Origin of the sequence: Paenibacillus sp. FSL R10-2782, assembly GCF_038592985.1 — a bacterium.
Taxonomy (GTDB): domain Bacteria; phylum Bacillota; class Bacilli; order Paenibacillales; family Paenibacillaceae; genus Paenibacillus; species Paenibacillus terrae_C.
In genome coordinates, this window is the sequence record NZ_CP151951.1 from 2220783 (window position 1) to 2234899 (window position 14117).

Annotated in this window: 14 protein-coding genes; all 14 read left to right on the forward strand. The window is 47.1% G+C overall.

Annotated features, from left to right (window positions below; all coding sequences use genetic code 11):
* The first annotated feature begins 35 nt into the window (after positions 1–35).
* Positions 36–890 (forward strand): ATP-dependent Clp protease proteolytic subunit, encoded by an 855-nt coding sequence (locus tag NST83_RS10380; protein WP_137062765.1) that lies wholly within the window; start codon positions 36–38, stop codon positions 888–890.
* Positions 887–1099 carry a YlzJ-like family protein gene (locus tag NST83_RS10385; RefSeq protein ID WP_342417514.1) on the forward strand — a complete coding sequence of 71 codons (213 nt, stop codon included), beginning with the start codon at positions 887–889 and terminating at the stop codon, positions 1097–1099. Before NST83_RS10380 ends, NST83_RS10385 begins: the two co-directional genes overlap by 4 nt.
* A 103-nt stretch (positions 1100–1202) precedes the next feature.
* Entirely contained in the window at positions 1203–3884 is a 2682-nt protein-coding gene (locus NST83_RS10390) for a DNA translocase FtsK 4TM domain-containing protein (RefSeq protein ID WP_342417515.1), read from the forward strand.
* Between the two features lie 226 nt (positions 3885–4110).
* Positions 4111–4956: a spore cortex-lytic enzyme gene (sleB, locus tag NST83_RS10395; RefSeq protein ID WP_137062768.1), complete on the forward strand. Its 846-nt coding sequence runs from the start codon at positions 4111–4113 to the stop codon at positions 4954–4956.
* A 159-nt stretch (positions 4957–5115) separates the two neighbouring features.
* Entirely contained in the window at positions 5116–6396 is a 1281-nt protein-coding gene (locus NST83_RS10400) for a pitrilysin family protein (RefSeq protein WP_342417516.1), read from the forward strand.
* A gap of 3 nt (positions 6397–6399) precedes the next feature.
* Entirely contained in the window at positions 6400–7680 is a 1281-nt protein-coding gene (locus NST83_RS10405) for a pitrilysin family protein (protein ID WP_342417517.1), read from the forward strand.
* Positions 7680–8468, forward strand: a complete 789-nt coding sequence (locus NST83_RS10410; RefSeq protein ID WP_137062771.1) for an SDR family oxidoreductase — start codon at positions 7680–7682, stop codon at positions 8466–8468. The genes NST83_RS10405 and NST83_RS10410 overlap by 1 nt, the downstream gene beginning before the upstream one ends.
* 105 nt (positions 8469–8573) lie before the next feature.
* Positions 8574–8828 carry a DUF3243 domain-containing protein gene (locus tag NST83_RS10415; RefSeq protein ID WP_014281144.1) on the forward strand — a complete coding sequence of 85 codons (255 nt, stop codon included), beginning with the start codon at positions 8574–8576 and terminating at the stop codon, positions 8826–8828.
* 239 nt (positions 8829–9067) lie between these two features.
* Complete coding sequence (locus NST83_RS10420; protein ID WP_235332175.1) at positions 9068–9841, forward strand: DUF3388 domain-containing protein; 774 nt, start codon at positions 9068–9070, stop codon at positions 9839–9841.
* Positions 9842–9871: 30 nt separating this feature from the next.
* Complete coding sequence (locus NST83_RS10425) at positions 9872–10987, forward strand: RodZ domain-containing protein (protein ID WP_342417518.1); 1116 nt, start codon at positions 9872–9874, stop codon at positions 10985–10987.
* An 84-nt stretch (positions 10988–11071) separates the two neighbouring features.
* The gene (locus tag NST83_RS10430) at positions 11072–11236 is read left to right on the forward strand and encodes a hypothetical protein (RefSeq protein ID WP_170970830.1); all 165 of its coding nucleotides are present in this window, start codon (positions 11072–11074) and stop codon (positions 11234–11236) included.
* A 144-nt stretch (positions 11237–11380) separates the two neighbouring features.
* Positions 11381–11872 (forward strand): YajQ family cyclic di-GMP-binding protein, encoded by a 492-nt coding sequence (locus tag NST83_RS10435; RefSeq protein ID WP_342417519.1) that lies wholly within the window; start codon positions 11381–11383, stop codon positions 11870–11872.
* Positions 11873–12081: 209 nt separating this feature from the next.
* On the forward strand, positions 12082–12669 hold the full coding sequence (pgsA, locus tag NST83_RS10440) for a CDP-diacylglycerol--glycerol-3-phosphate 3-phosphatidyltransferase (protein WP_137062774.1): 588 nt from the start codon (positions 12082–12084) through the stop codon (positions 12667–12669).
* Positions 12670–12765: 96 nt separating this feature from the next.
* Positions 12766–14037: a competence/damage-inducible protein A gene (locus tag NST83_RS10445; RefSeq protein ID WP_342417520.1), complete on the forward strand. Its 1272-nt coding sequence runs from the start codon at positions 12766–12768 to the stop codon at positions 14035–14037.
* The last annotated feature ends 80 nt before the right edge of the window (positions 14038–14117 follow it).

Sequence of the window (14117 nt, forward strand, 5' to 3'; positions counted from 1 at the left end):
ACAAAGACGCGTAAAGCGAAAGGAAGGTCGCCCACATGGAACAATACAGCAATCTATTATCCGGCAGACAAGAAACGGAAGCACCGGATCAACCTATGCCTGAAGTTGGGCAAAGACCCATTTCCCCTGCTATGGAGGCCTTGCAGCAACTGGGACAAACCTCCATGCCCGGAAGCGAATCCAATATTTTTTGCATGACAATCATTGGTCAGATTGAAGGGCATCTGGTTTTGCCACCGCAAAACAAAACGACCAAATACGAGCACATTATTCCCCAGCTGGTAGCAGCGGAGCAAAATCCACATATTGAAGGCTTAATGATTCTGCTAAATACAGTAGGTGGGGATGTCGAGGCAGGGCTGGCTATTGCTGAAATGATCGCTTCAATGAGTAAACCGACGGTGACCATTGTCATTGGAGGCGGGCATAGTATCGGTGTACCTATCGCTGTCTCGTCCACCTATTCTTATATTGCCGAGAGCGCGACGATGACCATTCACCCGATTCGTATGAATGGCTTGGTTATCGGAGTTCCACAAACGTTTGAATATATGGAAAAAATGCAGGAGCGTGTTGTACGTTTTGTGGTTTCCCATTCGCGTATTACCGAGGAGCGGTTTAAGGAGCTTATGTTTAAAACCGGTGAACTGAATCGGGATATTGGTACTGCGGTTGGGGGAGCCGATGCAGTGAAATATGGCTTGATGGACGCGGTTGGTGGCATCGGAGAAGCATTGAAACAACTGAACACCATTATTGAATCTCGACGTCAGCAAAATGGGATTACAGGGACTCAGCAGCAGACTCCGTTCGTGCCTTTCCCCCCCAATGCTACAGATACCTCGACTGGAACGCTTCCTAATGAGCATAGTGGGGAGTTGCCTCAATGACATTATATACCGTAATGCCAATGGAAATGGTGTGGGAGGGCATGTGGAAGGAGGCGAAGGCGTTTGCAGAGATTCGGGTTGACGGTTTACTTATGCAGGTGCAGCCGCTCGAAAGTCGCAGAGGGATTATCGTGCGATTGCTAGATTGTCCGCTGGCGACTTACCTTAATCCGCGTTATGCACCTGGACAAGTCATCGAATGGTCGTAGAAGGTGTCGAATAGGACGAAAATAGGTCGTTTAATGTTGGAAAAGAACATATGTGCGGATACCTGGTGACGTGGTATAATATTCTTCTGGGGGGTGACCTTGAATGTCCAGAAGAAGGAAAAGGAAAAAGAAAGCCGCGTTTGGCGGAGTTCTAAAATTCGAAGTTTACGGCATTGTGCTGATTACATTGGCGGTCATTGCGCTGTCGGGTGAAGCGGCAGTCGGTCGGTCGCTATCCAAGATGTTTGGGCTGGTACTGGGGAAATTTTATTTTGTCATACCCCTGATTGGCATTTATTACGGTCTGATGGTGATGATTCACCGCAAATGGCCAAACCAGTGGAACTCACGTAAAACGGGGCTGTTGCTACTGGTATTTGCCTTTACGCTTATGAGCTCTATTTCATCTATGGAGCAGCGTTTGGGGCCGATTAATGCACTTCAACCAGGCGGGGTGATGAGCCAGATACATATAGATATGCGTGAGCAGTTGCTGTCGCCTGACAAGGAAGGCCATACCTCAATGCTGAATAAGGATATTAGCGGGGGGTACATCGGCGCATTGCAGCTTACCGTGCTGTTGTGGCTGTTTGGTCTTATGGGTGCCAAGCTGATTATGATTGTAATGTTTGTGATTTGTTTTATGCTGCTGACCCAACTGTCTTATGTGGATCTGGTGCGAATTGTTCGGACGAAGCTGCTGGCGGCAGGGGGAAGCGTTCGAAAAAAATGGATTGGTAAAGCCACTCCACTTTCGGCATCTGTCAGAGGTACTGGGAATAAAAAAATCAAGTCCGAGACGATTCCTGCGTATGAGGAAGATATGGATGATGATTTTGATGAAATGCAGCCTCCTGCACGTAAGCAGCCGATTTTCTTTCAGCTGTTTGGTCTTAAAAAACCGGCTGGAGAGGACAAGTATGATCGTTCCGTTCATGCTGATGAGGTTGATCATGAGCCTGCTTATGAAGCTGAGGAAGCACAGCCCTTGTGGAGAGATGCCAAGCAAGCAGAAGAATTGCCCGATACTGTTGAACACTTAGAGGAGGAAGCTTCTGTTCCGATAAAAAGGTCACCGATCATTCGGGATTTCTTCGAGCAGGTGAAGCATGAGGAAAAAAGACCTGAGGATGAATCAGAGGCATCCTTGGCTGGGTCAGAGCAGACGGATTCAGCTTATGATGAGTCGCTGGATGACAACTTTATAGATGCCGCTGTGAACACAGACACGGACGGTATGGCAACAATAGGTCATAATACACCGGACAGTGCAGACGGACGGGCCCAAGTGAATGCAACGGGGACGTCAGGCGAAGAGACTGAGGGCACAACTGCGGCCATTCCTACTCCACCGCCACCCAAGCCTTACAAGCTCCCTTCGTTCCGTTTGCTTGCCAAGCCACAAAACGTGGGCAAGGGTCTTGGGCAAAAGGATTACATGCAAACGGCACGCAAGCTGGAGGCCACATTGGAAAGCTTTGGCGTACGGGCAAAGGTACTGGAGGTTGTCCGTGGACCTGCGGTGACTCGTTATGAAATTCAGCCGGACATTGGTGTGAAGGTCAGCCGTATTGTGAGCCTGACGGATGACATTGCGCTTGCGCTGGCTGCGAAGGATATTCGTATGGAGGCTCCAATTCCAGGCAAATCGGCTATTGGTATTGAGGTTCCGAACAACGAGGTTTCTATTGTAACAATGCGTGAGGTTATGGAGACGACCGTTTTCCAGGAATCTGTATCCAATTTGTCCATCGCGTTCGGACGTGATATTGCAGGACAGACGATTGTTGGTAATTTGGCTAAAATGCCCCATTTACTTGTGGCCGGAGCAACCGGTTCAGGCAAATCGGTGTGTATTAACGGTATTATCACGAGTATTTTGTACAAGGCGAAGCCGGATGAGGTTAAATTTCTCATGGTCGATCCCAAAATGGTGGAATTGAACGTGTACAACGGTATTCCGCATTTGTTGGCACCGGTCGTTACCGATCCGAAGCGCGCTTCACTCGCTTTGAAAAAAATTGTAGTGGAAATGGAAAAACGTTACGAATTATTTTCCAAATCAGGAACCCGTAACATAGAAGGCTATAATAATTTGATGAAAGACAATCCTGCTGCGTTCCTGCCTTATATCGTCGTTATTGTGGACGAGCTGGCGGATCTGATGATGGTAGCTGCGGGGGATGTGGAGGATGCGATTGCAAGATTGGCCCAAATGGCGCGTGCCGCAGGGATACATCTTATCATTGCAACGCAGAGACCGTCGGTTGACGTAATTACCGGAGTTATCAAAGCCAACATTCCTTCGCGTATTGCCTTTGGCGTGTCCTCGCAGGTAGATTCCCGTACAATACTGGACATGGGTGGGGCTGAGAAGCTGCTTGGGCGTGGGGATATGCTGTTCATGCCGATGGGTGCTTCCAAGCCGGTTCGCGTTCAAGGAGCGTTCATGAGCGATCAGGAAGTGGAGAACATCGTTAACTATGTGCGTGAGCAGGGCGAAGCACAATATGATGAAACGCTGGTACCGGAGATAGAGGAAGTATCGGCTAATGCCGATGAAATGCTGGATGAGTTGTACGATCAGGCTGTCAACATCATTTTGGAGGCCAAGCAAGCATCTGTATCTCTGCTTCAGCGCCGCATGAGAATCGGCTATACACGTGCGGCCCGGTTGATTGACTCTATGGAGGCTCGTGGTGTCATCGGTCCTTATGAGGGAAGTAAGCCCCGTGAGGTGCTTATTTCATTGGAACAATATCAGCAAAACAAAGTCAGTTCCTGACCATAGGCTTTACCGAAAATCGTATCCAAAATCGCTGTTTGTAAGTATGGTGGTTGTTTAAATCCGACAACACTAAGCGTACAGACAGCGATTTTTTTTGCTTTTTTTAAGGAATAGGAGTGGCCGAATGAAAGAAGATTAAAAGGGTGAATAGCTTTAAGCAGAGCTTGTCATAATAAACGTAGCCATCCTGTTAATCCAACAAAAGAAAGGTAGAGCGCAGCATATGAAAAAGACAATGGTCTGGATTTGCACGGGTATTCTCGCAGCCTCGGCTATCACGTACACAGGACTTATTGCGAACGTCTCTGCGCAGCATGCAGAGCCGCTGAGCACACAGCAGGAAGTACAAGCAACACAGCCTTCCCAAGCGACATTTAGCACAGAGGCGGTTAATTACGGTTCCTACGGTCAGGATGTATATGAACTGCAATCCCGTTTGAAGCTGTTGGGCTTTTTCGGGGCGGAAGTGGACAGTCATTTTGGCAGCAGTACATTGAAGGCTGTTAAGGGCTTTCAAAAAGAGTTTGGTATCACCCCTGACGGAGTGGTTGGGGCAAAAACAAAGCTAAAGCTGGTGAATGCAACCCCTAATTGGAAACCGACGGAAACGCCTTTACATCGTAAAAATGAGGCTTCTGCTCAGGGGAAGACAGCGGATAATAATAAACCGGATCAAAAAGATGAAACAATGGGATCAGCTAATACGATGGGACTGTCTGACAACGATCTCAAAATTATGGCTAACGCAGTCTATGGTGAATCCCGTGGCGAGCCGTTTGAAGGACAGGTTGCTGTGGCGGCAGTTATTTTGAACCGGGTCAAATCCCCCAGCTTTCCAAACACACCGTCTGGAGTGATTTTTCAACCGGGGGCCTTTACAGCGGTAGCTGATGGTCAAATCTGGCTCACGCCAAATGAAACTGCAACAAAGGCAGTTCGCCAGGCACTGAACGGCTGGGACCCAAGCGGAGGCTGCCTCTATTATTTTAATCCAAAAACAGCCACCTCCAAATGGATTTGGAGCCGCCCGCAGGTAAAGACGATTGGCCAGCATATTTTCTGCATGTAAACCACCGAAGCAGCCGGGAGCTTGTCTCCGGTTGCTTCTTGGCTTTTGCATCGTTAGAATAAAGATTGGCACACTTTACCTCCTTACAGGAAAAAGATTTACAGCGGCTCATGCTAATCAAAGGCTAGACGAAATTGACGTAACAAAGGAGTTTTGGACTTGAACAAAACAGGTTTCGAGCGTGGGACGCGCAGACAATTAAGGATTCATGTACTGCCAACCAAACGCTTCAAGACGTTTGCCATATCATTGTATGTAGGTACTCCACTACGAGAGGAAACGGTAACCCGAGTCGGACTGACCCCATTCTTATTGCGAAGGGGTACAGAATCATATCCGCAGACTACACAATTCAGAGAACAATTAGAGCAATTGTATGGCGCGGGCTTTGGATTTGATGTATATAAACGCGGAGATTATCAAATCGTACAATTTCGCATGGATACGATTAATGACAGCTTTGTCAACAGCTCGGACAGCTTGCTGGATCGTTCATTTGCTTTTCTCGGAGAGGTGTTGACAAAGCCTGCATTGGAGAATGGCGCATTTCACACCGGATACGTCCAGCAGGAACGGGAAAACGTACGTAAGAAGCTGGAATCTATAGTCAATGATAAAATCCGTTATGCTGGAGAGCGCTGCATGGAGGAAATGTGCAAAAATGAGCCTTATCGTCTGCATCCCCTCGGTCAGCGGTCTGATCTGAATAGTATAGATGCGCAAGGCTTGTATAAAGCTTATGGAGAATGGCTAAATAACGCCAACATGGATTTGTATGTGGTTGGAGATACAACGCTGGAGGAAGTGGAGAAGTTCGTAGACCGCTATTTCCAATTGAACCGTTCTGAAGAAAAGGGATATGCTCATGAACAACCAAAAGCGGTGGAGCGTGATGTACAAACGGTGGTGGAGCGTCTTGATGTAAATCAGGGCAAGCTAAACATGGGACTGCGCACCCCGATTACGTATGGTGACGATCGATACGCCTCCGCACTGATGTACAACGGTATTTTAGGCGGTTATCCTCACTCCAAGCTGTTCGTCAATGTGCGGGAGAAGGAAAGTTTGGCGTATTACGCCTCATCACGGTATGACGGGCACAAGGGCATAGGGACGATTCAATCCGGTATCGAAATACCCAACTATGAAAAAGCGGTTACCATTATTCGCAAGCAACTGGAAGATACGCAAAATGGTGCGATTACCGAGCTGGAAATGACCCAGACACAGGCGATGATCCGCAATTTATTGAAGGAAATGCAGGATTCCGCTTTTGAAATGATCGCTTACGATTTTAACAGACAGCTTTCCGGCAAAGATCGGACGGTAGATGAGTTGCTGAGCCAGGTGGAAGCTGTCAAGGTGGAGGATGTTCAGGATGCCGCCCGGACGTTCCGACTGGACACCATTTATTTCTTGAGAGACCAGAAGGGGGAATAGCGGGTGGAGCACATACCTTATGAGCATTTGCAGGAAACGCTGTACTATGAAGTGATGGATAACGGATTACACGTTTATGTGTTGCCCAAACCGGGATTCCAGAAGACATACGCTACATTTGCGACCAAATACGGCTCAGTCGATAATCATTTTCGTGTGGAAGGTCAGCAGCCGGTTAAGGTGCCGGATGGCATCGCCCATTTTTTGGAGCATAAAATGTTTGAAGAGCCTCAAGGTGATATTTTTGCTACTTTTTCCTCCAATGGGGCATCGGCCAATGCATTTACGAGCTTTGATCAAACGGTATATTTATTTTCCGCAACCGAGCATATTCAGGAGAATTTGACCACATTGGTCAATTTTGTACAACACCCTTACTTTACAGATGAAAATGTGGAGAAGGAAAAAGGCATTATCGGTCAGGAAATCAATATGTATGAGGATAATCCGGACTGGCGGAGTTACTTTGGCCTGATCGAAGCGCTATACAAGGTCCATCCGGTGCATATTGATATTGCGGGTACCGTTCAATCCATCAGCACGATTACGAAAGAAACACTGTATAGCTGTTATGAGGCTTTTTACCACCCGAGCAATATGATTCTTTTTGTGGTAGGCGGAGTGGACCCGGCGGAAGTAATAGAACTGGTGCGTAACAATCAGGCGAAAAAGGATTACAAGCCGCAAGGAGAGATTGAGCGTATTTTTGACGAAGAGCCTGCTACTGTGGCAGAGAAGCGTCGTGAGGTAAAACTGGCGGTTTCTCTCCCTAAGCTGTTGTTCGGATTCAAAGAAGCCAAGGTAGGTCTCACGGGTGGGGAACTGCTTCGTCATGATCTGGAAACCAAGTTGATGCTTGATCTTTTGTTTGGCTCCAGCACGCAGCTGTATCAAAAGCTCTACGATGAAGACCTCATTTCAGATAGCTTCGGCCATGAGTACAACAGTACACCGCAGTATGCGTTCTCTGCTATCGGTGGAGATACAAAGGACCCGGATGGGCTGTTGGCGCGGATACGTAAAGAGGTGAGCTCCATTCAAAAACAGGGCTTCACGGCAGAACATTTTGAACGGGCACGTAAAAAGAAAATCGGCGGTTACCTGCGTATGCTTAATTCGCCCGAAAATATAGCGCATGAGTTTACGAGACACCGCTTCCGGGATAGCGATTTTTTCCAATTGCTTCCGGTCTATGAAAGTATTACACTTGAGGATGTTAACCGTCGTCTGAAGGATCATATTCAGTGGGATCAGATGGCCATATCGCTGGTGGTGAGTCCGTAATGCCCAGGGAGAGGGAACCGATAACCACCAAGGATGGGGAATTAAAAGCCCTTGGCGATACGACTGTGCTGATCACAGGAGCAAGCGGCGGGATTGGAGCGGCTATTGCGGAGCGTTTTGCGGCTGTTGGGATGAATGTGGTCATTCACTACATGAAGTCCCATGAAAAAGCGAATGAAGTTGCCCGCCGTTGTATGGCTTATTCAGGCAAGGTGATGACCGTGTCAGCGGATCTGCGGAGCAAGGAGCAGATTGAACGCATGCGGGAGAAGCTGGAGAATCACGGAATGAAGCCAGATATTCTTGTGAATAACGCTGGATTATCTCATTATGGATTGCTGACAGATGTGTCGGAAGAGGAATGGGATGAAGTGATGGCCGTCAATGTGAAGGGAACCTTTTTGTGTACGCAGGTTTTTATGCCGCACATGATTTCCCAACGCTATGGCCGTATCGTGAATGTGTCTTCTGTATGGGGAATATGCGGCGCTTCGTGCGAGGTGCTGTATTCCACCACCAAAGGCGGGATCAACGCATTCACTAAAGCACTGGCTCAAGAAGTTGCACCTTCCGGCGTAACGGTAAATGCGGTAGCTCCGGGTGCAGTGGATACGTCTATGCTGGATCATCTGGACGAAGGGGAAATTTCCAGTCTCGAAGAAGAAATCCCTGCCGGTCGATTGGCTCGGCCTGATGAAATTTCATCACTGGTTTATTTTCTGGCGCTTCCTGAATCTGGTTATATTAACGGGCAGGTCATTAGTCCTAACGGAGGATGGGTGACTTGACGACAAGTACAGTGTTTGGAGGAAATCACCAGTATAGAGTGCACCTGAGAAGAACATATTATAACTGTTGATTTTAAATCTGAATCATCTAAGGAGGATTTAAGTATGTCAACAGTTGTTCAGAATTTCGATACCTGGAAGAAGTTCCTTGGTCAGCGTGTGGAACAGGCGGAGAAGCTGGGAATCAGCCAGGATACCATTTCAGAGCTTGCTTATGAAATCGGTGATTTTCTGGATGAGAAGGTCGATCCGGCCAACCACTCCAACCGCGCACTGAAAGAACTGTGGGGAGTTGCCGATGAGGACGAGCGTCACACTATCGCCCGGCTGATGGTCAAATTAGCCAAAAGCAACGCATAAGCAGGAACCAACATGAAAAGCTCCCTTTTGGGGGCTTTTCTGTAATGGTTACAGAGCTGTTCTTGTAATTCCTTTGTAATTTATATATCATAAACGTGATTGAGGCTTATGCGATTGTGTTGAATACAGGAAGCCTTTAGGGTCTCAATAATTGGTTTTGTCGAATGGTGTTATTCTATGATACAATAAGGCTTTGATTTGGAAATGTTAACGGTTTTGAATGTGAATGAGGTGCTAACGTGACGGAGGAATTGAAACAGTGGTACATGGAGTACAAGATACATAAAAATCGTCCCGGATTGCTGGGAGACATTGCTTCCATGCTTGGTATTCTGGGGGTTAATATACTGACGATCAACGGTGTTGAAGGCGAAAGACGGGGGATGCTGCTGGAAACGGACGATGACGAGAAGATACGCATTCTGGGAGATACTTTAAAAAAGGCCAGCAATATTACAGTTACGGCGTTGCGCGCTCCGAGGCTGGTCGATATATTGGCAGTAAGACACGGACGTTACATTGATCGGGATTCGGACGACCGCAAAACATTCCGCTTTACACGCGACGAGCTTGGGTTACTGGTCGATTTTTTGGGTGAAGTATTAAAGAGGGATGGAAATCAGGTGATTGGACTTCGCGGAATGCCTCGTGTGGGTAAAACCGAATCCATCATTGCCAGCAGCGTATGCGCCATGAAGCGCTGGACTTTTGTGTCTTCAACGCTCTTACGGCAGACGGTGCGGAGTCAGCTATCCGAAGAGGAAATGAACCCTAACAATGTATTTATTATTGACGGCATTGTGAGTACAATTCGGTCAAATGAAAGACATTATCACCTGCTTCAGGAAATTATGAGCATGCCGAGTACGAAGGTTATTGAGCATCCTGACGTTTTTGTGCGTGAATCGGGATACAGCTTCGACGATTTCAATTTCATTATTGAACTTCGCAATAATCCGGCTGAGGAAATTATTTATGATACCTTTACAGCCAGTTATACTGAAGATCTTTAAATAAGCGTAATTATACAAGGAGATGATGACATGTCAGAACTGGGTCAGCAATTAAAGGAGGCCCGGCTGCAAAAAGGATTGAGCCTTGACGATGTTCAGGAAATGACGAAGATACGCAAACGTTATCTGGAAGCCATTGAGACGGGCGATTACAAAGTGCTGCCGGGAAGCTTTTATGTCAGAGCTTTCATTAAAACGTACGCTGAAACAGTGGGTTTAAACCCCGACGAGATTCTGGAAGGACATAAAAGCAATGTACCTGAACCGGAGCCGGAAGCTGTCATGGAGCCTGTGACACAGAAACGCTCCAGCCGTCCCGCTACGATTGGAAACCTCAAGTGGTTGCCGACAGCTTTAATGTGGCTTTTTCTGGTTCTCATTGTTGGGGTTATTTATGCATATTGGGTGAGTAACAATCATACAGCTCCAAAAACAGCCGAGAATACAACGCCGATTACGACACCGATTACGTCCACTCCAAACAGCACCAAGGAGGGAACCACGACACCGCCGCAAAATACGACGACAACCCCTCCTCAGGGAAGTGCTCAGACGACAACGCCGAATAACGGTCAGACGGCAGCTCCAAATGGTGGCGGCGGACAAACCACTCCTGATGTTGGGCAAACGGGGCAAACCCAACCATCGGGAGGTACAGGAACGGATACGACCACTCCTGACAGTAGCCAACAGCCCAATACCACTACTCCGCAACAAGGTGTAACCGTGGCTCAGGATGGCAAGCAAGGCAAAACGACGATTTTTAAAGTGTCCAGTGCAACCGGAGCTACAGTCAAAGTTGATATTAAGGCAACGGGAGAAAGCTGGCTTGAGGTATACAAGGGGCAAAACTCCCGTGGTGAAAAGCTGAGTTATGGCATGACCAAAAGTGGAGATGTCATGTCCTTTGATATAGGCCCGGAAGGCTTGTATATCAAATCAGGACGCTCTTCTGCCACGGATATTTCCGTAGCAGGTCAACCGATAACAGATAATAAATCGACGACTCGGGTTTTAATACAGCAAGGAGAAGCTTCATCGACCGGAACGAGTGCCGGGGTGAGTGGTACTACTACGGATTCGAATACAGGCAGTACGGGTTCAACACAGAGCGGTATAGATTCTTCGACTACTGGCGGTGAATAAACCCTCTATTGCGCGGAGATACTAATGACTGTAATTCATGGAAAGCCAGTCATTTCATTTTCCGCAAAGTGAGGTGTATACATTATGACCGTCAGCTGGATTGTGACAGGGCTTGGTATCATTGTCAGCCTGCTTGGTTATTATCTGACCCCAAGCGCATGGGGCTATGGCATACTGGGCTTTGGTCTTGCACACATTGTGCTGGGACTTCTGGATATGTTCCGGAATCCATCCCGTAGCCATAGTTAGAAAAGTTTACAGCTCGAATGAAATAAAGGCGTTTTTGTCCTTAACTGGCAAGAGCGCCTTTTTAGTGAGCGGATTATTGGATTTTTGTAATTGACTAGCCTATAATTAGTTATTGAACTTTGTTGTGGAAAGGAAAGTGAAACGATGGCTTCAGAAAATTCATTTGATATCGTCTCCAAAATGGATATGCAGGAATTGACCAATGCGGTTCATCAGACGGAGCGTGAAATTGAAACACGATTTGATTTTAAGGGGAGCAAAAGCAGCCTTAAGCTTGAAAAGGAAGCTCTTACAATTGCATCGGAGGACGAATACAAGCTCAACGCGGTAATTGATATTTTGCAATCTAAAATGGCCAAGCGCGGTTTATCTCTTAAAAACGTGGAGTACGGGAAGCTGGAGCCGGCGTCTATGGGTTCAGTGCGCCAGCGTCTTGCACTCAAGCAGGGGATTGATCAGGATAATGCCAAAAAAATTAACATTCTTATCCGGGACTCCAAGCTGAAAGTGAAAAGTCAGATTCAAGGTGATCAGATCCGCGTGACCGGAAAAAACAAGGATGATTTACAAGCGGTCATTCAGTTATTGTGCAAAGCGGATCTACCATTGGAACTTCAATTTACGAATATGAAATAAAGCCGTTTTCCCTTATGTAGATTGTAAGAAAAAATGATGCTTGATACGCCGGCAGGTTATTTTGACATGCGTTTTGCACCATATTATACTTGTAACGAAAATGCAGATGATCAGGTGTATAGCGGTATTCAAAACGATTTACATAGGATTGAATTCAATCCGAAAACTGCCATTTTTAATCAAGTACGATAATCAGGGGAGAGTGTGTTGTGAATTTACCCAACAGAATTACAATAACGCGGATTTGCCTCATCCCGGTAATGATGCTGGCCTTGCTGGTGGATTTTGATTTCTATCCGCCGCCGATTGAGATCGGAGCTTTTGAGCTGCCGTATAATCAGTTGATTGCGGCTATCATTTTCCTCATAGCCGCCAGCACGGATGGCCTTGACGGATACTTGGCCCGTAAAAATAACATGGTCACCAACTTGGGGAAATTACTGGACCCTCTTGCGGATAAGCTTCTGGTAACTGCTATTTTGGTTTCTTTGGTGGAAATGGGCAAAATTGATTCGTGGATTGTTGTTGTCATTGTTAGCCGTGAGTTTGCGGTTACTGGTCTGCGTCAGATTGCTTTATTGGATGGCTCTGTGGTCGCTGCAAGCAACTGGGGCAAATTAAAGACCATTATCCAGATCGTTGCCATTGTAGCGTTACTCATTAATAACTTCCCGTTTGTTTTTCTGGGTATTCCGTTTGATTTAATAACGATATGGGCCGCTGTGTTGATCACCATTTATTCGGGTATTGATTACTTTGTAAAGAATATCCATTTGCTGAGTTCCTCCAAAGTTTAACAGGATAAATTTTATGGAAACAGCAATAGGGACTAAACTTATTGCTGTTTCTTTTACATAATTCTCACAACATTCGCTCTACAGGAGGCAGAAACGATGAAAGCTGAAATCATCGCAGTAGGAACTGAATTATTGCTCGGACAAATTGTGAATACGAATGCCCAATATTTGTCACAAGAGTTGGCTACGATTGGGATTGATGTATATTTTCAGACGGTTGTTGGCGATAACATGGATCGGCTTCAGGAAGCGGTGCGTCTGGCTCAGAAGCGTGCGGATATTATTTTGTTCTCGGGCGGTTTGGGACCGACTCAGGATGATTTGACGAAAGATGCAATCGCCGCTGTGCTGGGGCGTAAATTGCATATAGACCGTCTCGCTATGGATAAGCTGGAACAGTTTTTCCGTAATCGCGGGGTAGAAATGACCGAAAATAATCGGCGTCAAGCGCTTTCCATTGAAGGGGCTACCCCGCTTGGAAATGAGACAGGTCTGGCTGTGGGCGATGCGATTGCACAGAATGGTAAATATTATGTGGTTTTGCCTGGACCGCCGAAGGAACTCAAGCCGATGTTTGAGAATCAGGCAAAACCTTGGTTGCTCCAGCAAGCACTGAGCGGTGAGGAGCTGCCGATTTATTCAAAAATGCTAAAGTTTGCAGGAATCGGTGAGTCAGCTCTCGAAACCCGCTTATTGGATCTGATCCAATCACAGACAGACCCGACGATTGCTCCTTATGCCAAGGAGGGAGAGGTCACAATCCGTATATCCACCAAGGCGGCCAGCGAGAGCGAGGCACTGGTCAAGCTTGGGGCTACGGAAGCAGAAATTCAACAGCGTCTTTCGGAATACATGTATGCGAGCGAGGATGTCCCGCTGGAGAAGGTTATTGTGGATTTGATGTCCGATCGCGGACTGACTGTTAGCGCGGCGGAAAGCTGCACAGGTGGAATGCTAATGGAGCATATCACTTCTGTCCCGGGTAGTGCAGCTATGTTTCAGGGAGGTATCGTGTGTTATTCCAATGAAATGAAGAAGAAGCTGCTCAACGTGCCACATGATTATCTGGAGGGGGACAATGCGCCCGGCGCAGTAAGCGAGGAGGTAGCTCTTGTACTTGCGGAGCAGGCAAGAATGGTCACGGACAGTGATTTTGGGCTCTCGGTTACTGGTGTAGCTGGGCCAGGATATTCTGAGCGGAAGCCGGTTGGTCTGGTTTATATCGGTATTGCTGAGCGCGACAAAGAAACTGAGGTATACGAGCTGAAACTGAGCGGGAATCGTGAAACGATCCGCCTGCGGTCTGTTAAGGCAATCCTGTACAGATTATGGCGCAGACTGGCGGAAAATGAGCAGCACTCTTTATGAGTTGTATCCGACGCGAGTTTTCATAGAGTTGTTTTAGATAAACGATTAATGATATAATCATATTATCGGAAGAACCGTTG